Origin of the sequence: Deinococcus sp. QL22 (genome assembly GCF_023370075.1) — a bacterium.
Lineage (GTDB): Bacteria > Deinococcota > Deinococci > Deinococcales > Deinococcaceae > Deinococcus.
The window spans coordinates 74,909-96,447 of record NZ_CP097150.1 but is presented as its reverse complement, the minus strand read 5'-3'; the positions used below and the strand labels follow the sequence as shown (position 1 = coordinate 96,447).

At 62.2% G+C, this 21,539-nt stretch carries 21 protein-coding genes; 11 read left to right on the top strand and 10 right to left on the bottom strand.

The window, feature by feature from the left end; genetic code table 11:
- Positions 1–6: 6 nt before the first annotated feature.
- The 7 genes from M1R55_RS16520 to M1R55_RS16490 all read left to right on the top strand — a co-directional run bounded on the left by M1R55_RS16520 (position 7) and on the right by M1R55_RS16490 (position 8,784).
- Entirely contained in the window at positions 7–3,030 is a 3,024-nt protein-coding gene (locus M1R55_RS16520; RefSeq protein ID WP_249394652.1) for an AAA family ATPase, read from the top strand.
- A gap of 35 nt (positions 3,031–3,065) precedes the next feature.
- Positions 3,066–3,848 carry a 3-hydroxybutyrate dehydrogenase gene (locus M1R55_RS16515; RefSeq protein WP_249394651.1) on the top strand — a complete coding sequence of 261 codons (783 nt, stop codon included), beginning with the start codon at positions 3,066–3,068 and terminating at the stop codon, positions 3,846–3,848.
- Between the two features lie 144 nt (positions 3,849–3,992).
- The gene (locus M1R55_RS16510; protein ID WP_249394650.1) at positions 3,993–4,838 is read left to right on the top strand and encodes an ABC transporter ATP-binding protein; all 846 of its coding nucleotides are present in this window, start codon (positions 3,993–3,995) and stop codon (positions 4,836–4,838) included.
- Positions 4,835–5,536, top strand: coding sequence for an ABC transporter ATP-binding protein (locus tag M1R55_RS16505; protein ID WP_249394649.1), 702 nt, complete (start codon positions 4,835–4,837; stop codon positions 5,534–5,536). The genes M1R55_RS16510 and M1R55_RS16505 overlap by 4 nt, the downstream gene beginning before the upstream one ends.
- Positions 5,537–5,604: 68 nt before the next feature.
- Positions 5,605–6,843: an ABC transporter substrate-binding protein gene (locus tag M1R55_RS16500; protein WP_249394648.1), complete on the top strand. Its 1,239-nt coding sequence runs from the start codon at positions 5,605–5,607 to the stop codon at positions 6,841–6,843.
- 76 nt (positions 6,844–6,919) lie between these two features.
- On the top strand, positions 6,920–7,810 hold the full coding sequence (locus M1R55_RS16495) for a branched-chain amino acid ABC transporter permease (RefSeq protein WP_249394647.1): 891 nt from the start codon (positions 6,920–6,922) through the stop codon (positions 7,808–7,810).
- Positions 7,807–8,784: a branched-chain amino acid ABC transporter permease gene (locus M1R55_RS16490; RefSeq protein WP_249394646.1), complete on the top strand. Its 978-nt coding sequence runs from the start codon at positions 7,807–7,809 to the stop codon at positions 8,782–8,784. Before M1R55_RS16495 ends, M1R55_RS16490 begins: the two co-directional genes overlap by 4 nt.
- A 297-nt stretch (positions 8,785–9,081) precedes the next feature.
- Here the strand turns inward: M1R55_RS16490 and M1R55_RS16485 are convergent, their stop codons facing one another.
- Complete coding sequence (locus M1R55_RS16485) at positions 9,082–9,867, bottom strand: MHYT domain-containing protein (protein ID WP_249394645.1); 786 nt, start codon at positions 9,865–9,867, stop codon at positions 9,082–9,084.
- Positions 9,868–10,479: 612 nt separating this feature from the next.
- Between M1R55_RS16485 and M1R55_RS16480 the strand changes: the two genes are divergently transcribed.
- Entirely contained in the window at positions 10,480–10,965 is a 486-nt protein-coding gene (locus tag M1R55_RS16480; protein ID WP_249394644.1) for a hypothetical protein, read from the top strand.
- A 171-nt stretch (positions 10,966–11,136) separates the two neighbouring features.
- On the top strand, positions 11,137–11,424 hold the full coding sequence (locus M1R55_RS16475) for a transposase (RefSeq protein ID WP_249394643.1): 288 nt from the start codon (positions 11,137–11,139) through the stop codon (positions 11,422–11,424).
- A gap of 634 nt (positions 11,425–12,058) precedes the next feature.
- On the opposite strand, the gene M1R55_RS16470 is transcribed toward M1R55_RS16475, so the two are convergent.
- The 3 genes from M1R55_RS16470 to M1R55_RS16460 form a co-directional block, all read right to left on the bottom strand.
- The gene (locus M1R55_RS16470; protein ID WP_249394642.1) at positions 12,059–12,211 is read right to left on the bottom strand and encodes a hypothetical protein; all 153 of its coding nucleotides are present in this window, start codon (positions 12,209–12,211) and stop codon (positions 12,059–12,061) included.
- 222 nt (positions 12,212–12,433) lie between these two features.
- Positions 12,434–12,961 (bottom strand): CIA30 family protein, encoded by a 528-nt coding sequence (locus M1R55_RS16465; protein ID WP_249394641.1) that lies wholly within the window; start codon positions 12,959–12,961, stop codon positions 12,434–12,436.
- A 197-nt stretch (positions 12,962–13,158) separates the two neighbouring features.
- Positions 13,159–13,512: a hypothetical protein gene (locus M1R55_RS16460; RefSeq protein WP_249394640.1), complete on the bottom strand. Its 354-nt coding sequence runs from the start codon at positions 13,510–13,512 to the stop codon at positions 13,159–13,161.
- 276 nt (positions 13,513–13,788) lie between these two features.
- On the opposite strand from M1R55_RS16460, the gene M1R55_RS16455 reads away from it, so the two are divergent.
- Positions 13,789–14,796 carry an NAD-dependent succinate-semialdehyde dehydrogenase gene (locus tag M1R55_RS16455; protein WP_371827228.1) on the top strand — a complete coding sequence of 336 codons (1,008 nt, stop codon included), beginning with the start codon at positions 13,789–13,791 and terminating at the stop codon, positions 14,794–14,796.
- Between the two features lie 235 nt (positions 14,797–15,031).
- Here the strand turns inward: M1R55_RS16455 and M1R55_RS16450 are convergent, their stop codons facing one another.
- A complete protein-coding gene (locus M1R55_RS16450) occupies positions 15,032–15,868 on the bottom strand; it encodes a DUF1206 domain-containing protein (RefSeq protein WP_249394639.1) in 837 nt (278 codons plus the stop codon).
- Positions 15,869–16,170: 302 nt separating this feature from the next.
- On the opposite strand from M1R55_RS16450, the gene M1R55_RS16445 reads away from it, so the two are divergent.
- Positions 16,171–16,404, top strand: a complete 234-nt coding sequence (locus tag M1R55_RS16445; protein WP_249394638.1) for a hypothetical protein — start codon at positions 16,171–16,173, stop codon at positions 16,402–16,404.
- A 134-nt stretch (positions 16,405–16,538) separates the two neighbouring features.
- On the opposite strand, the gene M1R55_RS16440 is transcribed toward M1R55_RS16445, so the two are convergent.
- From M1R55_RS16440 to M1R55_RS16420, 5 genes are all read right to left on the bottom strand, one after another.
- The gene (locus M1R55_RS16440) at positions 16,539–17,411 is read right to left on the bottom strand and encodes a carbon-nitrogen hydrolase family protein (protein WP_249394637.1); all 873 of its coding nucleotides are present in this window, start codon (positions 17,409–17,411) and stop codon (positions 16,539–16,541) included.
- A gap of 79 nt (positions 17,412–17,490) precedes the next feature.
- Positions 17,491–18,759, bottom strand: a complete 1,269-nt coding sequence (gene hisD, locus M1R55_RS16435) for a histidinol dehydrogenase (protein WP_249394636.1) — start codon at positions 18,757–18,759, stop codon at positions 17,491–17,493.
- 74 nt (positions 18,760–18,833) lie between these two features.
- Complete coding sequence (locus tag M1R55_RS16430; RefSeq protein ID WP_249394635.1) at positions 18,834–19,916, bottom strand: ester cyclase; 1,083 nt, start codon at positions 19,914–19,916, stop codon at positions 18,834–18,836.
- Positions 19,906–20,994 carry an ester cyclase gene (locus M1R55_RS16425; protein ID WP_249394634.1) on the bottom strand — a complete coding sequence of 363 codons (1,089 nt, stop codon included), beginning with the start codon at positions 20,992–20,994 and terminating at the stop codon, positions 19,906–19,908. The genes M1R55_RS16430 and M1R55_RS16425 overlap by 11 nt, the downstream gene beginning before the upstream one ends.
- 3 nt (positions 20,995–20,997) lie before the next feature.
- Complete coding sequence (locus tag M1R55_RS16420; protein WP_249394633.1) at positions 20,998–21,537, bottom strand: ester cyclase; 540 nt, start codon at positions 21,535–21,537, stop codon at positions 20,998–21,000.
- Positions 21,538–21,539 lie beyond the last annotated feature (2 nt).

The following is a 21,539-nucleotide window of genomic DNA, read 5'->3' as shown; positions in this document are numbered from 1 at the left end:
GGACACATGACCTCCAATTGGCGTGATCTGACCTCCTCGCGGCGGGCGCGGTGGCCTGCTGTGCGCGGCGCAGTGACCCGGCCCCGGCTGTGCGAGGCGCTGGCGGCGGCGCGCGTGCTGGTGGTGGTGGCTCCAGCGGGCTACGGCAAAACCACCGCCCTCGCCGCGGGTAGGCCAGACCGGGGCCAGGGGCAGGAGCGGGAGCCGCTGGCATGGCTGACCCTCGACGCCGACGACGCCGACCCACAGGTGCTGGCGGCGGGGCTGGCACTGGCCGCCGAGAGTTTGCCGGGCGGCGCGGCGGTGGGGGCGCTGCTGGACGGAGGCAGTCCTCCCCGGCGGGTGGCGGCGCGGCTGGCCGACGTGCTGGACGCCTGCGCGGGCCTGCTGGTGCTGGATGAGGCTCAACACCTGAGCGGTCCCCTGACCGGCGTGATGCTGCGCGAACTGCTGGACTGCGGGGCGGGCCGGGTGGCGCTGCTGTCGCGCACGCCGCTCCCGCTGCTGGAATTGACGCCGCTGGAGGCCGCCGGAGAGGTGGTGCGGCTCTCAGCGGCAGACTTAGCCTTCACGGTGCCTGAAATCGGTGATTTGTGGCGTGCCCACGGCCTCACGCCTTCTGGCCCAGAGGTGCAACTGGCCCACGCCGTCACCGAAGGCTGGCCGATTGCGGCGCGGTTTTTGGCGCAGGCAGCGGCACAGGGACGCGTCCGCCTCAGCGATCTGGCCGACCTCGACGGCGGTGAGGCGCAGCTGGGCACGCTGTTCGACTATCTGGCGCAGGAAGTCTTGGGGCCGCTGGAACCGGCGGTCAGGGGCCTGCTGACGCGCAGCAGTGTCTTTGAAGAATTGACGCCCGAACTCCTGGAAGCAGTCCTGGAAGAGCCGGACGCGGCGGCCCTCCTGGAGACGCTGGCCGACAGCGGCACGTTCCTGATTCGTTCGGGAGAGGCCGGAGCGCAGGTGTACCGCGCCCATCCGTTGTTGCGGGCGCACCTGCGGCGGTTGCTGGAGCCGCCCACCGCACAGGACTTGGCGGCACGCGGCGCGGCCTACTTCGAGCAGACGGGGCGGCCCCGCCGTGCCCTCGCGGCCCACCTGCTCTCCGGAGACACCTCGCGGGCGGCGGCGCTGCTCTCGGTGCATGGGTCGGCGTGGCTGGCGCTGGGGCGGGCCACGTTGGTCGAGCGCAGCCTGAAGCGCCTGCCCCGCACCGTCTGGACACCGCAACTGCACGCGCTGGCCGGAGACGCCCTGCGGCTGTCGTCGCGCTACGCCGAGGCGCTGACCGAATACGCTCAGGCCACGCCGCTGGCCCGCGCCCTCGGAGAAGTGCAGGTGGGCCTCGACACGGTGCAGCCCACGCAGACCTGGGCACCGCTGGACGCCGCCGAAGCGTGGGCCAGCGGCAGCGACCTCTACCGGGTGAGGCGGTTTCGGGCCGAAAATCTGCTGAATGCCGGACAGTTGGCACAGGCAGTCGCGCTCGCCCCAGAGTTGGCTTCCGGCGCACGGTACGCGCTGCGAACCGGCGACCTGAACCGGGCCTTGCACCTGGCGTTGGGAGCCGCGCAGGGCGAAGCGGGAGGAGCGCGGGCCGCCCAAAACCACCGCGAAGGGTTGTTGCTGGCCAGCTTTATCTATGCCATTCAGGGAGACGCGCCGGACGCGGCCCGCTGCGCCGAGGCGGGATTGGCCGAAGGCGAGCGGCTGGGCAGCCCCTTCGTGAGGTCGCTGGCACTGGCGCGGTTGGGACACGCCCACCTGACAGCAGGCGACCTGATGGCGGCGCGGCAGGTCTACGGTCAGGCACTCGATCTGGCGCAGGGCGTGGCCGGGCGGCTCCAAGCCGAGCCGTTGATGGGGCTGGCCTATCTGGCCGGACAAGCGGGCGATGACAAACTGGCTGGGACGCTGAAGGCCGAGGCGCTGGCCCAAACGCAGGGTGACGGCTACATGCTGGCCCTCTTGCACCTGATGACCGCGCTGGGCCAGTGGCACGCCGGACACCCGGACGCCGCCGCGCTGGACGCCGCCGAGCGAGCCTTCAGGAGTTGCACCGACGCGTTCGGGCTGGCATGTGTCGCGCTGGCCCGCTGCGCCGCCGGGGAAGGCAGCGCAGCGCAGGCGGCCCACGGCGCAGCGGCGTATCCGTTCTTGCTGAGCGGGCGCTCTCTGTTTTCGCCTTCTCCAGACCGGGCACGGCGGGCGGCGCTGCTGGCCCGGTTGGTGGCCGCCTCGCCGGGCCACCGCGCCGAATTGCTGCCCACAGCCCACGCCCTCGGCTACGCCGACATGCCGGCTCCCAACGACACGCCGGGATTCGAGGTACAGGTGCGGGTGCTGGGGCGCGTGGCCGTGATGCGGGAGAGGGAAAGCCGCCCACGCGATTGGGGCCGGGCCAAAGCGCGGGATCTGCTTATTTTGCTGGCCGTGCATTCCGGGGGCCTCAGCCGCGAGGCCGCGCAGGAAGCCCTTTTTCCGGGGGCCGATCCGGGGGTGGGCGAACGAAATTTCCGGGTGACGCTGCACGCCCTCGGACAGGTGTTGGAAGAGGGCGGGCCGAGTGGCTCGCTGCTGGAGCGCGGCGAGTGGATTCGCCTGCGCCACGGCCCTGACCTGCACCTTGATCTGCATGCGGCGCAGGCGGTGCTGGAGCAGTCAGCCGCCACGCCGGGCCGCTTGGAGGCGTTGCTGGCCCTGCCTCCCGCTCTGGCTCCCACCGATTTGGAGGCTGCCGAGCAGGTGGCCGCCCGTTACGCTGCCTGCTTGCCCGACGCACTGACCGAGGAAGCGGTGGCCGCCCTGACTGCGGGTCAGCCTGACCGTGCTGCCCGCGCCGCCGAACGTGCCCTGACCCTCGATCCGGCCCACGAACCCGCCGCCCGCAGCCTGATGCGTGCCCACCAAGCCCGCGCCAACCAATCGGCGGTGCAGCGGGTGTACGCGGGCCTGTGCACCGCCTTGGCAGACCTCGGCCTTCAGGCCCTGCCGGAAACCGAGGGGTTGTACCGTACCCTGACCCGGTAACGCCCCAGTGACGCCCCGCCCGTACACTCCGGCGCATGACCTCTGAACAACCCAGCGCACACGGTGAACGCTGCGCCCTTGTCACGGGCGGTGCGAGTGGCATCGGCCTCGCCATTGCCCAGCGCCTTCAGGCCGATGGAATGCGTGTGGCTGTCCTTGATCTCGACCGTCCGCAGGCCCGCGATATCGCCGCGCAGCACGGCCTGACCTTTATCGCCGCTGACCTGTCAGTGCGGACCGAGTGCCACCGCGCCGTCAGCGAGATGCTCGCCAAACTGGGCGCACTGGACGTGCTCGTCAACAACGCCGGATTTCAGCATATCGACCCGATTGCCGATTTTCCCGAAGACCGCTGGGACGCGATGCTGGCCGTGATGCTGACCGCACCGTTTGTGCTGACCAAAGCCGCTTGGCCGCACCTGCGGCGCACCGGGCAGGGCCGGATTATCAATATGGCCAGCATCCACGGGCATGTCGCCAGTCCGTTCAAAAGTGCCTATATCAGTGCCAAACACGGCTTGATCGGGCTGACCCGCACGGCGGCGCTGGAAGCGGGCGAGCAGGGGATTACGGTCAATGCGATCTGTCCGGGATACGTCCGCACGCCGCTGGTGGAGGGCCAGTTGGCCGATCAGGCCCGCACACGTGGCCTCAGCGTTCAGGAAGTCGAGCGACGCGTGATGCTGGAACCCGCCGCCATCAAGAAATTGCTGGAGCCGCAGGATGTGGCCGCCCTCGCCAGTTACGTCGCCAGTCCCGCCGCGTGGGGCATGACGGGCGCGGTACTTGACCTGGATCTGGGCTGGACGGCCCGCTGAGGGTTGGAGACGGGACCTTCGAAACTGGGTGTGACGCTGGTGTAACGGGTCGGGCGTAGCCTCTGGCCTGTACCGACAACCCACACAAGGAGGCCAGACCAGGATGATGCCCCACACTGCATCCACCCAGTTATCCATACGACTATGACGGGTCATTCGGCCTCTCACCAGCCAGCTTCGGCGGTTCAGGCTGGCTCCGACCTGAGCCACAGTACCGACGCAAACCACAGCGCCGCGCCTCTACTGGCGCTCGAAACCCGTCAATTGGTCAAGGAGTTCCGGGGCTTCCGGGCCACGAACGACGTGAGCCTCCAAATTCAGCAGGGAGAAATACACGCCATCATCGGGCCGAACGGGGCAGGGAAGACCACACTGTTTAATCTGCTGTCGGGCTTCCTGCGGCCCACGGCAGGCGAGGTCAGGCTGTTCGGGGAACGGATTGACCGCCTGCCGCCACATCAGATCGTGCGGCGTGGGTTGTCGCGTTCCTTTCAGATCAGCAGCGTGTTTCAGAGCCTGAGTGTGCGCGGCAACCTGCTGGTGGCGCTGCAATCTGTCACGCGCCTGCCGCACCAGTTCTGGACACCGCTGTCCCGGTTAGAAACGCTGGGCGCACAGGCTGACCAGATTTTGGCCGAAGTGGGCCTGGAAAGCGCACAGACCCGTCTCGCAGCCGACCTCAGTCACGGCGAAAAGCGCCAGTTGGAAATCGGGATTTCGCTGACGCAGCGGCCCAAAGTGCTGCTGCTTGACGAACCGACCTCCGGCATGGGGTCTGAGGGCGTGGCCCGCGTGATCGGGCTGGTGCGGCAGGTCGCGCAGGGCCGCACGGTGGTCTTGGTCGAGCACAACATGAGCGTGGTCAGCGAATTGGCCGACCGCATCACGGTTCTTCAGTACGGCCAGGTGCTCACCAGCGGCCCATACAGCGAGATTCAGCGTGATCCAAGGGTCATTGAGGCGTACTTGGGCGAGGAGGCGCACGCATGACGGCGGCCCTGCTGGAAGTACGCGACCTGAACGCCTATTATGGCCAGAGCCACGTGCTGCACGGCCTGAATCTGCGGGTCATGCCGGGCGAGGTGGTCAGCTTGCTGGGCCGCAACGGAGCGGGCAAAACCACCACCCTCAAAAGCATCATGGGCGTGCTCAGAAGCCGCACCGGAAGCGTGACTTTTGACGGTGCAGACGTATTGCGCCTGCCCAGCCACCGGGTCGCCGCACGGGGCATGGCGTGGGTGCCCGAAGAACGCGGGATTCTGAGCAGTCTCAGTGTGCGCGAAAACGTGGAATTGCCTCCAGCGCGGCCCGGCGGCTGGAGTGCCGAGCGGGTTTACGAGACTTTTCCCGTGCTGCGCGAACGTGGGCAGCATCCCGGCAGCAAGTTGTCGGGCGGAGAACAGCAGATGCTGGCCATCGTACGCGTGCTCCGCAGCGGCCCAAAATTGCTGCTGCTCGACGAACCCAGCGAAGGCCTCGCGCCCGTGATCGTGCAGCGCATCGGGGACATGGTGGAGCGCCTGAGCGGTGAAGGGCTGGCCGTGCTGCTGGTCGAACAAAACCTGAAATTTGCTTCCCGCTTGGCTGACCGCCATTACGTATTCGTAGACGGACGGATCGTGGACGAGGTGCGGCGGGACGAGGTGCAGGCCCGCCGTGACGACCTCGTGCGCTACCTGAGCGTCTGACATGCCCTTCCTCCACACCTGAATTTCTTCTCCCTTCCCACAGTTTTTCACTCCACCGGAGGTTCACCATGAAGCGTTCCAACATCAAGACCCTGATCGCCACCGCCGCCCTCTCTGGCCTGGTTCTGTCGCCGCTCGGTGCTGCATCGGCCCAAAGCCTCAAGCTTAGCAACAACCTGATTAAAATTGGGGTGCTGACCGACCTGTCCGGCGTGTATTCGGAACTGTCGGGGCAGGGCAGTGTGAAGGCCGCACAGATGGCCGCCGAAGATTTTATGGCTAAGAACAAGAGCTTCGCAGGCAAGGTGCAGGTGATCGGGGTCGATCATCAGAACAAAGCAGACGTGGCGAGCAACAAGGCCGCCGAGATGATTGACCGGCAGAATGTGGACATGCTGGTCGATATGCCCACCAGCAGCGCGGCGTTGGCGGCCTCCGAAGTGGCGAAAACCAAGAAAATTCCGACCTTTGTGGTCACGGGGGCCACCACTGCCCTGACCAACGAGAAGTGCAGCAAATACACCTTCCACTACGCCTACGACAACTACATGCTGGCCAACGGCACGGGCAGCGCTGTGACCAAGCGGGGCGGCACGTCGTGGTACATCATTTATCCCAACTACGCATTTGGGCAGGATCTCAACCGCCAGATGACGACGGCCATTCAGGAAAACAAGGGCAAATTAGTGGCTCCCAGCGACGCGACTCCCTTTCCCAACACCGATTTTTCCACCTACCTCCTGAAAGCGCAGAGCCTGAAACCCAAAATCTTCGGCACCATGCAGGCGGGCAACGACCTTGTGAACGTGGTCAAGCAGTACAACGAGTTCGGCTTGCGGCAGCAGGGCATCAATCTGGGCATCGGCCTGCTGTTCGAAACCGATGTGGCGGCGCTGGGACAAGACGCCTTTGCCGGAGCGATTGCGACTGTGCCTTGGTACTGGAACCTGGACCAGCGCAGCCGCGACTGGGCCGCCCGTTTTGAAAAAGCCTTCGGCAAAAAGCCGACTTGGGCACAGGCCGGGGTCTACAGCGCCAGCACGACCTATCTGCAATCGGTGGCGCGGGCCAAGAGTGACAATGGAGACGCCGTGGTCAAAGCGCTGGAAGGCCACCGTTTCAGCGATTTCTTTGCCCGTAGCGCGTACATCCGGCCCCAAGACCACCGCATGATTCTGGACGTGTACACCGTGCAGATCAAACCCAAGGCGCAGGCCAAGGAAAACGGCGATTACTTTAATAAGGTCGCTACCATTCCGGCGGCTAAAGCGTTCATGCCGCTGGCCGAAAGCAAATGCAAGTTCTGATGGGGGTTTGGGTGACGCCCACAGCCCCAACTGAGGCAGACCCAGCTGTGACAGAGTTGGGCCGGAGCCCGCGCTCGTGAACACCCAGTTCCTCCTGATTCAGGTGTTCAACGGGCTGGTCAACGGCGCGTTTTATGCCCTGCTGTCGCTGGGGTTGGCGGTCATCTTCGGCATGCTCCGTATCGTCAACTTTATGCACGGGGCGCTGTATATGCTGGGCGCGTTCGTGGCGTTTGCGCTGGGGCAGATTCTCGGCCTGGGCTTCTGGCCCTCGCTGGTGCTGGCCCCCCTGTTGGTGGCGCTGCTGGGCATGGTACTGGAGCGCACGCTGCTGTCGCGGCTGTACGGCCTAGAGCCGAGTTACAACCTGCTGCTCACCTTCGGCCTCACGCTGCTGACCCAAGACCTCGTGAAACAGGTGATGCTGTCGCAGTACGCAGTGTCCAGCGCTCCTTACACTACGCCCGCAGTTCTGACCGGAGTCGTCAATCTCGGCTTCGTGGTATTCCCCAAATACCGCCTGTTCGTGATCGCCATCGCGCTGGTGGTCTGTCTGGTCACGTGGTTCGTGATCGAGAAAACCCGTGTGGGAGCCATCGTCCGGGCGAGTACGGAAAATCCGGTGGTGACCCGCTCGCTTGGCATCGACGTGGGCAAATGGGTCACGGGCGTCTTCGGGGTAGGCGTAGGGTTGGCGGGGTTGGCAGGCGTGTTGGCCGCGCCGATCTATTCGGTGGAACCCTACATGGGCGCGGAATTGATCATTACCACCTTTGCTGTCGTGGTCATCGGGGGTATGGGCAGCATTCTGGGCAGCATCGTGACCGGCTTTGCGGTGGGCGTGCTGGCCGCAGTGGGGGCCGCCGTGTACCCGCCGATGGCCAATACGCTGGTGTTCGTGCTAATGGCCATCGTCCTACTTGTACGGCCCACAGGTCTGTTTGGATTGCCGGAGGGGGCCAGGTGACCGTGCTGTCTCGCCGGGCGGCCACCTCACAGCGGGACAGGATCAGCCGGGCCGTCTGGCTGGTATTGCTGGGGCTGCTGCTGCTGGTGTTGCCCCGACTGGTGTATCCGGTGTTGGCGCTGGACATTTTGGCGTGGGGTCTGTTTGCTGTGGCGTTCGACCTGTTGTTCGGATTCAGCGGCCTGCTCTCGTTCGGTCACGCCGCGTTTTGGGGCAGCAGCGCCTACGCCACCGCTTTTTTGCTCAGTCATGGCCAGAGTGTGCCGGTGGCGATCCTGGGCGGCCTGCTTAGTGCGCTGCTGCTGGCCGTGCCCATCGGTTTTCTCAGTGTCCGCAGCGTCGGCATCTACTTCAGCATGATCACGCTCGCGTTTGCCCAAATGGTGTCGTTTCTGGCCCTGCAATGGACAGCGGTCACGGGCGGTGAAAACGGTCTTCAGGGTTTTGCGCGGCCTTCTTTTCTGGGGCTGGACTTTTCCAACAGCACCACCCGCTATTACGTGTGTCTGGCCCTGTTTGCTGCGGGCTTTTTGGTGGCCTACCGGATGGTTCGCAGCCCGTTCGGTCAGGCACTACAGGCCATCCGTGACAACGAGCAACGTGCCCAAAGCATCGGCTACAACCCGTTCCGCTTCAAATTCACTGCCTTCTTGATCAGCGCGGGGCTGGCTGGGCTGTCGGGTAGCATGTACGCCTTTGGGCACGGGGTCGTCAGTCTGGAAGTGGTGAACTGGCGCACGTCGGGCGAAGTGGTGATGATGACGCTGCTGGGCGGCACGACCACCCTGTTTGGCCCAGTCATTGGCGCGGGGCTGGTGCTGCTGCTGCGCGACCTGCTCACGACCGCCAACCTTCCGGTAGGCATTGTGACCGGGCTGGTGTTCGTACTGGCCGTGCTGTTTTTCCGCGCTGGCCTGGTCGGCACCGTGCAGCACTGGCTGAGGCGAAAGTCAGCAGACGACAAGCGGCGCTAGCAGACGCAGAGCCTGTGAACAATGGTTATGACAGTTTCCAACCTCTCGCCATCCTGACCTAAGGACACCGTGTTTTCGCGCCTCACCCTTGACTGGAACAGCGCGCAGGGAGGGAGTGGGCAAGGCCAAAGTCACCGCCGATTGAATCCCGTTGTGTTGGAATTCAATCGGCGGTGGTCTTATATCAGCGTGAATTGACTGCATTGGTTCGGACAGAGAATCTATGTTGATGGTGGCACGCCAAGGCGGAAATCTTGGGTTTCTCAACCTTGCAGGATAGGTTGAACCTCCGAAATATCAGTCCCCGCTTCTGCCCACCAATGGCCTGTCATCGTTGCCAGTCACGATATAGACCAATGCTAGGCCCAAGACCAGGAAGGTCGCGAACAAGATTAGAATGCTTAAAACGGTGGTGTCTGTGGCAAATACGGTGGTCTGCAAGGCCGTGGACACAGCGCTGAAGGTGATGGCTGCCATTCCGGTGTAATGCATGCCCACGATGGCCGCCCCCATGACCATCCCAGCCCCCACTTTGAGGTTGAGCAGCGTTCTTTTGGGCAGTTGCAGGGCGCGTTCACTGTTGACCTGAGCAAACAGGAACAGAGCGACGGTAGCGGCGGCAATAGCGATGATGACCGAGAGGATGAACGGGAAAGCAAGGTATGTGGAAGCTCCGCCGGTTTGAAGGGCCATCATGCCGGCGTAGTGCATGACGCTGATGCCGAAGCCCGCCACCACGCCACCGGTGAGAAAGCGGCCCAGCGTAGGTGTGCTGACATCGACGATAAACAGGGCTGCCGTGATAAAAGCGACGGCGGCCAAGCCTGAGACCACAGTCAGGAGCAAGTTGTACTGAACCAACGCGTTCAGATCAAAGGCCAACATGCCGACGAAATGCATGGCCCAGATGCCGTAGCCGAGAAGCGCCCCTTGAGCGAGCAGTCGCCGTTTGCGCCCATCTCGGTGGTTGCCGATGCGGCCAGCCAATTCCAGTGAAATATATGAGGCGAACGCCGCAATAACGTAGGAGAGGGCGATGTACCCCCAGTTCCAGGTGTGGGAGAGATGTTGCATGTCATCCATAACGGCTCCTTGAGTGTGACCGGACTGCCGCGGGCAGCCTGTCGTGAGAGGACGCGGCCTGGATACGGCAAGCCACAGGTTGGCTCTCTCCACAACGTCGAGAACGTGGTGGAGGAGTCTGGGTCTTGCCGCCTAAGGCGGTCGTGTGGTGTGTATTCGGCTGGGACGCCGTCTTTGCTCATCCGCAGTGATGCCATCTGATCGGCCACTCACCGTCTCTTCTCTGTGGATGGCATCGCCAGGAATCAATTAACTCTTCAGTACAAATAAAGCGCTCTTGCTCAGTGAAAACAGAGGCCGTACATGAATCATGAATGAAGTGAGGTCAACATGAGTCTTGATTAGTGTGATGACCGCAGTGGATCAACTCTGTGGGGTCTCCTACTAACTTAGCTCGCTGTTGGGGGGGATTGGGGGGAGTTAACAAGTGAAGACTTGATTGAATTATGTCTTGTCCAATTAGTGAACAGATGAAGATTTCCACGAACGGTGTCCGGTTCTCCTGAATTCCTCTGTACCGGACAACTTCAGATTGAGGCTGTGCTGAACGAGGAATCTATAAACGTATGAATGGTTGCGAAGCGGTATGAAAAACGGCGGTGTTTTGGGTGTGTGACGACTCCAAAACCCGCCGATCTTCAGCGTACCGAACTCACGCGCCACTTCAAAACCTGCGTTCCCTTCCTCCGGTACGACACGCTGCAGCGTGTCGTGGACGTCATCCTCGCGATGGGCACTGCCCAGAGTGTGAACCAGAACAATCTCTGCACCCATCGCCCTGGAGCCAGCTCTCCAGAAGCGAAGAAACGCCGGGTGGAACGTGGATGCCAGGACCCACAACTGACCGAGTCGGTCTTCCTCACGTTCCTCCTGGCCCTGCTGCCCTCCGGGAAACGGCTGCTTAGCCTAGATCGCACGACATGGGAACGCGGAGAATCACCGCTCAATCTCTTGGTGCTCGGTGTTGTCCTGCACGGGTACACGGTGCCTCTGGTCTGGATCGCCTTGGATCACGATGGACACAGCGACACTGCGAAGCGCCTTCAACTTGTTTCACCACCCTTGAAGGCCCTTCCAGTGGGACGCTGGAAGGGCTGAGTTGCCGACCGGGAGTTCATCGGCGGGGAATGGTTTGGCTTCCTGAAACGGAAGAGCATCAAGCGGGCCATCCGCATCCGGAAGAACGCCATGATCGACGAGTTGCGCGTGGATGAGTGGTTCGGTGACCTCAAGGTCGCAGAAGTGCGGTGCCTGGCGGAGAACGCCTAGGTGTACGGCGAGGTCATGCAGGTCGTGATCGCTACGGAGTTCAACGTCTGGGACACATGTGTTCTGTATCGGGCGCGCTGGTCGGTGGAATGCACGTTCGCCAGCCTCAAGGTTCGTGGCGTTGATGTGGAGCGCACGGGCATCACTCGCCCCGAGCGCCTGGAACGCCTCTTTGGGCTGGTCATCCTCGCCTGGGTCAGTTGCTTGCGGGTGAGCGTGTGGATCCACACTCAGCTCAAGGTCAAGGTGAAGGCCCAGGGCCGAGCGGCCTTGGGTCTCGTACGGTAGGGCGCCGAACGGCTCTGCCATGCCCTGCGGTGGAATCTGCCGGAGTCAGGCGGACTGATCCAGCTGCTGACTACTCCTTTTCATGCATCGGGCACCGCTTGAAGTGAAGTTGTCCGGTACAGAGCTTGAATTCATAAGACTGCCGGACAGGATTTGATCGCCCGCCGTCTACCTTTTCCCCGCTTTTCGACACTTTCTACCAAAGACGTTTGGGATGACATTCGGAACCTTATTAAGTGTCTGCGAATCATCACATTCCCGCCGCATGTGGCTCACCTTGATTTTGCTGGCCCCACGGTGCCCAGAGCGCTGTTTATCTCGACAACACGATCCTGCGGCTTCAAAGCGTTGGCGTTCAGAGCAAGCTGGGGTTCCCAATGATCGCCTCAAGTTGCACTCTGCTCTTAACGTTAAGAGCGTTTGATTTTGGTCTGTACAACCAGCTCTAATTTGCCCAACAATCCTTCAAATTCGTTCGGGAGCGTTCTCCCCGTCACCTCCTCCTTCCAGCCTAGTTGAGCCAATTGCCGCTCATTCAATAGGGTTTGCAGGTGCCCCATACGAACCCTGCGATAGGGCGTTTTCAACCGGAATCCGCATGAATTGTTTGAATTGTGCTGGCTCAGAGAACGTGTCACCGGGCCGCTTGGGTATGGCCGCCAAACCGATGTCGCGTACGCCGCAGCACCACCAAGGCGAGGGCTTCGTCGGGCTGATCTTGGGCGGCGCGGGCACAGGCCAGGGGGTTCAGCAGCAACGTTTCAGTCTGCCCGGAGTCCGAAAGCATCAGGGGCTCAGCCCGTTGAAATAACGTCTGTCGCCCCGCTTTCTCTGAATGATCAGACATCGCGCTCAGTCTCCAGTTCAGTCTAGGGGGTGACCTCGTATCCAGCAGGTATCCATTCCGCATCCTTCGGTACAGCGCCGGATGTAAAAAACAGTGGGCCAGGCTCTCCGGAGCTGAGGGTGCGGTGATGGGGAATGAAAGCCGGTCTTCACTGCCTCCTGTTTACTGCCCCTTGATCCAGTCCACTTCCAGCGCGAACCGTTCGGCGCGGTTGTTGCCGATCACAAGGCCAAAAAACACCACCTTGCCGGGATTGAGTACCGGCCCCGCGACCCGTTCGCCCGAGCGGGTGGGCCTCAGCGAGTTCAGCGGAATCGTGACCTCGATCCACCGCCCTGCCACGGTATTGAATTCGTTGCGGTACGTGACGCCGTTAGAGGTGCTGGTGCCAAGTTGCAGGGCGTAGGGCTTGCCGTCTCCCTTGACCCGCAGTGTCAGGCTTGAAAACTGGCTCAGGTCAAAGGGGGCGGGGTTGGAACGAATGCCGGAAAATCCGCCGTTATTCTCTAATCGTACCTGACCCGTGAACTGAAGCACGCCGCCGCCGACCCGCACGCGGCTGTTGGAGACGCCGCCCATCACGGTATCGTTGCGGGCATACCAAGCAGGCTCACTGGCTTGAAAGTCCAGCAGCGTACTCGATAGAGCCGCACTGGAGAGCAGCGCAACGCCTAAGGCAAGGAGTTTCATAACGGGATGGTAGCCCGGCCCACTGCATCACACCACAAGAAAACGGACAGTCGTCATGAACAGGCGCGGCCCGCATTTCGCTTCCGGGACACTACCAGAACCGCTCCGCAAGCGGCTCTACGAGCTTATTTCCAGTGCAAGGTACTTTCTTCAATACTCGCTTCGCTCGGTAAATCAATCGGTTAACTTCGACCTACTTAGTTATGCGGGCCGAATTGACCGTGAGTTGCCCTCTTTAATCTAACCTTCAAAGAGGTCTGTTCGGCGCCCCGCCCAAACCACCGATAGACGTACACCACGGGCATGAGCAGGGCCACAGCGATCAACAGAGCCCGGAGTGCGCCTCCGAGATACTGGGCGGCATGGGGAAGGTCGCCTTGCCACGCACTTAAGGCTGCATGACCCAAAGTGATAGGAAATGCGCCGAGGCACATGAACCCGAAGAGGGCGCAGCCGACCCACACGATGGTGGCGATGTTACGCGCAATGAAGATCAAACCCTGCTTCAGTTCAGCCTTAGGCACGCTCATTCGCTTCAGCATAACCGTCATTCGCTTCAGCGTAACCGCCCCCCCCGAAGACTGGAGCTTCTCCAAAACTGCACGATATGAAGTGGAGACGAAGGCTTGCCACCTCAGCGGCCTCCATTTTGGTTTCGCCCGTGCTCAGCCAGCCTGCGGGTGCAGTTTGAACGAGCCGGGTAGGTGCCGTAGTCGACGCCTCCTCCATCTGGTCACGGTCATCTTGGTTCAGGCTGAGCAGCGCCACTCCTGCCCGCCAGAATCGAGTGGTACGCTGAGTAAGCCAAGCGGATCTTCGGCAGCACCATGCCCAGTCAGTCGGCGCACAAATGGCTGTTCGTGACACATGAACCCGTCGGCCCCGTCTACGCCATCACCCCATGGAATTTTCCGGCGGCCATGGCGACCCGCAAAATCGCCCCGGCACTGGTGGCAGGCTGCACCATCATCCTGAGGGCCGCCGAGCAGTCGCCACTGACCGCCCTGAAAATGCAGGCGTTGTGGACGGAAGCAGGCGGCCCGGCAGACACTTTTATCGTGCTGACCACCTCCGACCCCGTTCCCGTTACGCAGGTGATGATGCAGGAGGCCCGCATCCGCAAAATCACCTTTACTGGCAGCACCGAGGTGGGATGGCTGCTGGCCGCACAGGCCGCGCCGACCCTCAAGCGTGTGTCGCTGGAATTCGGCGGCCATGCGCCCTACCTGATTTTCGACGATGCCGACATCGATCAGGCGGTGCCGGACGTGATCGCCTGCAAATTCTGCAATGCCGGGCAGACCTGCGTCTGCACCAACCGAATTTACGTGCAGCGCGGCATTGCCGAGGAATTTACCCGCAAGCTGACAGACGCGGTGGCTGCCCTGAAAGTGGGCGATTCACTCGGCGCCAGCACCCAGATCGGGCCATTGGTCGATCAGCAGGGGCTGGAGAAGGTGCAGCGCCACGTGCAGGACGCGCAGGACAAGGGTGCACACGTAACCACGGGCGGCGCAGTCAGGGCAGGCCTGTATGTTGAACCCACCGTATTAACCGGCGTGACACCCGACATGGTCTTGATGCGCGAAGAAACGTTTGGCCCGGTGGCTCCGGTGCTGATCTTCGACACCGAAGAAGAAGCGGTGCAGGCGGCGAACGACACCGAATTTGGGCTGGCCGCGTACCTCTGGACTCAGAATCTGGGCCGGGCTTTCCGCATTACCGAGGCTTTGGAATACGGCATCGTGGGCATGAACGACCCCGTTCCCAGCACTGCGCAGGCCCCGTTCGGCGGCGTCAAGCAAAGCGGCTATGGGCGAGAGGGCGGCCCCTAGGGGATTCAGGAATACCTGACCACCAAATACCTGAGCATGACTGTGCGCTGAGGCTCAGCGATGGGTGCGAGCGAGATGAAGCAACACGCATCCCTTAGGGCTCGCTCCTGGCTTTGCTGCGCAGCTGTGACAATCCACACGGATTGTCACAAGGCCAACGCGGCGGTCAAAGGGACTCCGTCGCACCAGAATCCTACCGTCCGCAGCGCACGGGAAATACGGTGCCCAGCTGGCCTCAGCCCAGTACTTTGATACGGCGGTAGAGGGCCTGAATAATGCACCACACGCCGTAGCACAGCGTTCCCAGTGCCACTGCCCCCAGCAGGAATTGTCCGGCGGTCTGTTCGCGCAGCCAACCCATCGCCTCGGAGGTGCCGATGACGATGCTGGCTTGATCCCGCCAGGCCGCGACCAGCAAAAAGATGCCCACGATGCTCAGGATGAGACCGCGCGCCGCAACCCCCACTTGGCCGATGCGTTTCAGGGTGCCCTGGTACTGCGCGCCTCTGTCGGTCAGGGCCATACGCTTCATGAATTTGGCCCCGTATGCACTGTGCAGCTCGTTGGCCGCGACCGCCAGTAGCGCCACACCAGCCAGGCCCAGCAGCAGCTGGCCGCCCGGCAGTTGCAGCACCTGCGAGGCGGCTTGGGCTTCACTGTTCTGGTCGCGGGGGGCGCTACCCTGGGCGGCCAGGCGGGCGCTGAACACAGCCAGGGTCAGGTAAACGCCGCCGCTGATCAGATACCCTGTGCGTTTAACCAGTCCTTTGCCCTGCGTCCCCTGGTGTTCTGGATCCAGGATGGCCCGCAGCAGTTGCCAGAGCGCGTAGCTGACCAAACCAACCACCAGCAGCCACAGCACGACGCTGCCTCCCGGAAGGTCTTGCAAACGCAGCAAAGCTCCTCTGCTATCAGTGGTGGTGCCCCCACTTCCCAGCGCCAGATTCAGGGCCAGAACGCCCACCGTGCCGTACACCACGCCCTTGCTGGCATACCCGAAACGGGCCAGAGCTTCTAGGCCCGGCGCAACCTGCTGGCTGGCCCGCTCCACTTTCGCGCTGGCAGTTGACATGCTTCTACTATGCCCCGCTGCGTAGTGGATTGGATGCGTCACGCCAGCCCACATTTCTTAAGGGTCTGAGCTTGAGCACCCGGGTCAACACGCCCCGCGGAGAACGCCCGCGAGGTTGTGATCCTTTGGGACGCCGCCCAGGGTCAGATCCAGCCTTCCGGGGCCTGTAGCGCCGTCACCAACTACCCGCTGATGCTGGCGGGCGAGGTTCAGGCCATTCTCTCGCTCGGCCTGAGACACCACCACTGTGCGGAGCGCGACCGGGCCGTCTTCCGTGCCGTGGGCGCGGCCTCAATCTCGCGTTGGAGCGAACCGAGCAGGCCCGGAGATTGGCCACCCAGAACACGGAGCTCGAAGCCCGCACCTTGGCCTTGGAACGCTTTGCTCAACTGGCCCGCAGTCAGGAAACGGAGTCCAACACTCTGATTCAGCAGACCCAGCATGCGGTTACGGAGCTGATCGGTAGGGGCTTTGCGGTGTGGAGTGCCCCCAAAAAGCTGGACGGACTTGCAGTGATGCCACGGCGTGAAGGTTGAGCTGCTCGAATTCTGGCGGTGTTTTACAGCCCAGAGTCGAATGTCGACGCTGTCGGTTATCAATTCGCCTTGATTCTCAACGCGTTCTCAAGGCGTTTCTTCAAGTGCGCAACACGGAGGTAGCTCCACTGTACTTATTCAGGCAAGCGGTCACGTTCTGGCGTCCAGCGCTCTGGCGTGATCTGCCCGCCGTACAGCGGCAGCCTGAGCGGAGCGTCCCCCGGCTGAAATTGACTCCAGGGGCGCGTGAGGCCCACCGTGCCGTACTTGCGAACCCGTCCCACATGCTCCATGTCCAGCACGTCGGTCAACACTGTGCAGTCTGCGCCGGAAGCGGAGGCCCGCACCAGCCCTTCGGGATCCACGATCACGCTCTGGCCTGTGCCCGTCGGCCCCGCACAGTTCACGCTGACCACGAAGACCTGATTGACGATGGCGTTGGCCCGCGCCACTACCACTTCCTGCGCTCGGTCACAGGTCGTCGTCTTGACCACGTTCAGTACCACTTCGGCCCCCATCCACGCCAGATGCCGCGTCACTTCCGGGAACCAGGCGTCGTAACAGATCGAAAATCCCGCCGTGCCGATTCCGGGCATCTCGAAGGTGACGAAACGGTCGCCTGGATCAAAGGGTTCGTAAGGCCGCCACGGAAACACCTTGCGGTAGGAGGCGGCCAGTTGGCCCTGCGGCGAAAAGGCAACTGCCGTATTAAAGAGCTGGCCCGCTGGCCCCCGTTCGCACACGCTGCCCGGCACCAGCCAGACGTCCAAGTCGCCCGCCAATTGCGCGAGTGTGTTGATGCGCGGGCCGTCCAGAGATTCGGCGCTGGCGTTCAGCTCGGCATGGCCCGGCGCGTTTCCAAACAGGTGCAGTTCGGGATAAATCAGGAGTTGAGTCTGGGGAAAAGACCTGACCAACGTTTCCACCGATTCGCTAAATTTCTGTAGAGGCTCGGTGGGCAATCTCGGTGCGTCCTGCACGACGGCGATGGGCAGCACTCTTGACATAGGCTCTCCGTAAATAGTTGAGCTTGAGACGACGGGGCCAGCAAGTCGCGTGTCCTTGCTGGCCCCAGGGCGGGTTACCTTACTGGATTCGCAGGCGCATGGAATCGGCGTGACCGATCATGCCTTCGGTGTCAGCCATGCGAATAAAGGGCGGGGCGACGGTGTGGTTGGCGGCGTCGCTGACACGCTGCCACGTGACGGTCTTGATGAATTTGCCCACCCAGAGGCCCCCGGTGTAGCGTGCGGCGCGGCTGGTGGGCAGCACATGGTTGGTGCCGATGCCTTTGTCGCCATACGCGACGGTGGCGTTCTGACCCAAGAACAGCGAGCCGTAGTTGGTCAACCGCTGCAAATACCAGTCGGGGTCGCGGGTCATGACTTCCAGATGTTCGGAGGCCACCTGATCGGACACCTTCAACATCTCGGCGTCGTCTGCGACAAGGATAATCTCGCCGTAGTCGCGCCATGACTGTCCGGCAGCGTCCGCGGTGGGCAACGTCGCCAGTTGCCGCTCAATCTCTTGGGTCACGGCCTCGGCCATGTCCCGCGACGACGTAACCAGTACCGACTGCGAGTTGGTGCCGTGTTCGGCCTGCGCCAGTAGATCGGCGGCCACTTTCTCGGGGTCGGCAGTTTCATCGGCCAAAATACAGATTTCGGTGGGGCCAGCCAACAGGTCGATGCCCACCACGCCGAACAGTTGGCGCTTGGCCTCGGCCACATACGCGTTGCCCGCGCCCACGATCATGTCCACAGCCTCCAGCGGCGGCGCACCGTCCAGCCCAAAAGCCATGGCCGCCATCGCCTGCGCCCCGCCAATCGCGTAAATTTCGTCGGCTCCACTCTTGACCATGCCGTAGAGTTGCAGCGCATTGACCTTGCTCGTGCCGCGCTGAATCGGCGCACAGGCCACGATCCGCTGCACGCCCGCCACTTTCGGCACGCCGATGGTCATCACCGCTGACGCCAGAATCGGATACCGCCCGCCGGGAATATACGATCCCACCGCGTTCACCGGAATCTGCTTTTGCCCAATGGTCACGCCGGGCAGCGTTTCCTCCTCAAAATCGGTGAGGGTGCGGCGCTGCAATTCGGCAAAGTGCTTGACCTGCGCGATGCTGAAGTCAATGGCTCGGGCCACGTCCTCGTCGATGCCGCTCAGTTGGCCCTGAATGTCAGCTTCCGACAGGCGGAAGTCGGCGGGCGCAAAGCCGTCAAACTTCTCGCTGTAGCGGCGAACGGCGTCCACACCTTCTTTTTCTACATCCGAAATGATCTGGGACACGGTGTCGCGGATTTCTTGGTTGACGGCGGCGGCTTGCGGTGGGGCTTTTTTGAAATATTCCATGTGAACTCCGGGTAGGTCGGGGGCGGTATAAGGGTCTAAGGTCGAAGGGTCTAAGGAAGGACAGAGATGGCCGTTTAGCCTGGCCAATGCAACTGCTTCAGCAAGGCAAATTCGTTCCAGACCATGTATTCGCGGACGATCTTGCCGCCCTGCAACTCGAAGTGGCTGATGCCCAGAACACGCACGCGCTTGCCCGTGGGGACGCCGTAACCGCCCGGCCCGTCGTGCGTGCCCTGAAATGTCCAGCGGGCCGCGACCCTGTAGCCCTCGGCTTCGCTGCCGATCCAGTTCACGTGTTCAAGCTGCATGGCCCCATCTGAGAAGGCGGCCAGCAGTTGCAGGATGTAGGCGGTTAGGTCGCCGGAACCTTCCAGGCGGCGGTTGCCCGGCACCCAGATCACTGCGTCCGGCGCGTAATACTCGCTCAGGAAATTGAGCATGCGGGCATTCCAGACCAGGGCGTACAGCAGGCCCGGCAACTCGGCGGGGTTGGCGAGGTCACCGTCCAGCGAGATCGGCGGGTGCATCTGCCCAGTACGGCGCGGCACTTCGCCCAGGCCAGCGGCGTAGGCGGGTACGCCGCTGTCGGCCTCGGCCTGCGCCAGCGTTTTCGCCAGTGCCACCTCATCCAGCCCCAGTTGCCGGATCAGGGCGGTCTCGTCCTGCACGCTCCATTCTTCGACGATGCGGTTGTTGATGACGATACAGTGGGCAATTTCGCGCCGCTGAATCCGCGCTCCGGTGGGTGGGCCGTAGACGCTGTGGCCCGTATTGTGGCCGCTCCACGTGACCCGGTGGGACGTGTGAAAGCCCTCCACATCGTTGCCGCTCCAGATCACTTCGTCGCCGTACAGGCGCAGATCGGGGTAAGCCGCCAGCGTCCGCAGGGTTCCTGTCACCATCTGATCGCGTCCGTACAGCTCGGCGTCGGTCAGGTGAACAGAGGCGTTGTGCGCGTAATGCGTGTAAATCAGCCCAATGGCCTTGTCTTCCCAAATTTTGTGTGTGCAGCTAATGATGTACTGCACGATGTTGGCGTAATCGGCGTCAAAGCCCTGCATCTGCTGACGGCCCACGTTCGCCGGTTCAAGCAATTCACTGATGTCGCGCCGATTCAGGCCCAGTGCATCCAAGTCAGCGGATGGTTCAGAGGGCATGGCCTTCACCGATCTGCCCATACAGTTGCTTCAGCAGTTCAAATTCGTTGAACACCGTCCACTCCTGCACGATTTTGCCGCCCCGAACGGTGTGATGGCTGATCACGATCATCGAAATGCGCCGCCCAGTGGGTGCGCCGTAAGGCCCGTAGCCCTGGTGCGTGCCCTGAAACGTGCAGCGGGTCGCCACCCGGAAGCCGCGCCGCTCGTCGCCCAGCACGCACTGGTGGTCGATATTCACTACCAGATCAGGGAAACAGGCCATCAGGGTAATGACGAAATTCTCGTAATCCCCGTGTCCGTAGAGCTTGCGCGAGTCGGGGACGAAGGCGACATGGTTGGGGGCGTAGTGTTCGCGCACCATGTTGATCAGGCGGGCATTCCACATGTTCTGCAAGATGGCGGCAATGAAGGCTTGTGGGTCTTCGTTGGCGTCTGGCACGGTCAAAAACGTTGGATAATTCTGACCCGTCGGCAGCCGATCCAGCTCCCCGTGCGTGTGTGGCTTGGCGGGCAAAATGGTCTGCTTTGCCAGGGTCAGCGGGTCGTACCCCATCTGCTTGATAATCGTCACGCCGTCGTGGGTCAGCCATTCTTCCACGATCAGGTTGCGGCGGATCAGGCAATCGGCAATGCCCCAGTAGGAAATTTTGCGGCCTGTGGGCGGGCCATATTCGGTGTAGCCCGTGTGGGTGGCGGTGTTCACGTGGCGGTGAGAGCTGTAATACCCCTTGTCCTCGTTCCCGCTCCAGATCACGTCGTCGGCGTAGGCCCGCAGATCGCCCCAGATTGCCTGATTCTGCAGGGTATTTCTGACCACCGTTTCGCGCCCGTAGATGATGCCGCCACTGGGCAGATGCACCAGCGCGTTGTGGGCGTAGTGGGTATAGATCAGGCCCACTGCTTTTTCTTCCCAAATTTTGTGGGTGCAGCGCACGATATAATCCACGATGTCCACGTAGTCGGCATCAAAGCCCTGCATCGGCTGCCTACGACCCGTGTTGGCAGCGTCCACAAAGTCGGCGTAATCGGGCCGATCAGCAAAATCGAAGACGGGAAGGGGAAGTTCTTTTGACACGGATTAAGCCTCCACTTGGCCGTACAACTGTTTGAGGAGTTCAGATTCATCGAAAACCGTCCATTCCTTGACGATCTGGCCACCCTGAATGGTGTGGTGGCTCATGCCGATCAGCAGAAAACGGCGTCCGGTGGGCGGCCCGAGTGCGGTGTGTCTGGTGTGGCGGCCCACCGTATACAGGCGGTGCGAAGTGTAAAAACTGTCCGTTTCATTGCCGCTCCAGATCAGGTCGTCGGCGTACAGGCGGCGGTCAGCCAAGCCAGAAATGCGCTGGAGGGTGTGCGCCACCACCGCTTCCTGCCCGTACATGGTGCCGCCATTTCCGGTGTGAACTAAAATATTGTGCGCGTAGTGCGTATCGATCAGCCCGATGGCTTTTTCTTCCCAGATCTTGTGGGTGCAGCGCACGATGTAATCCACGATGTCCACGTAATCGGCGTCGAAGCCGTGCATCGGTTGGCGGCGGCCCGTGCCAGCGGCCAGCGCGAAGTTGGAATAATCGGGACGGTCTGCAACGTCGAAGGTGCGGGCGATCTGACTCACCA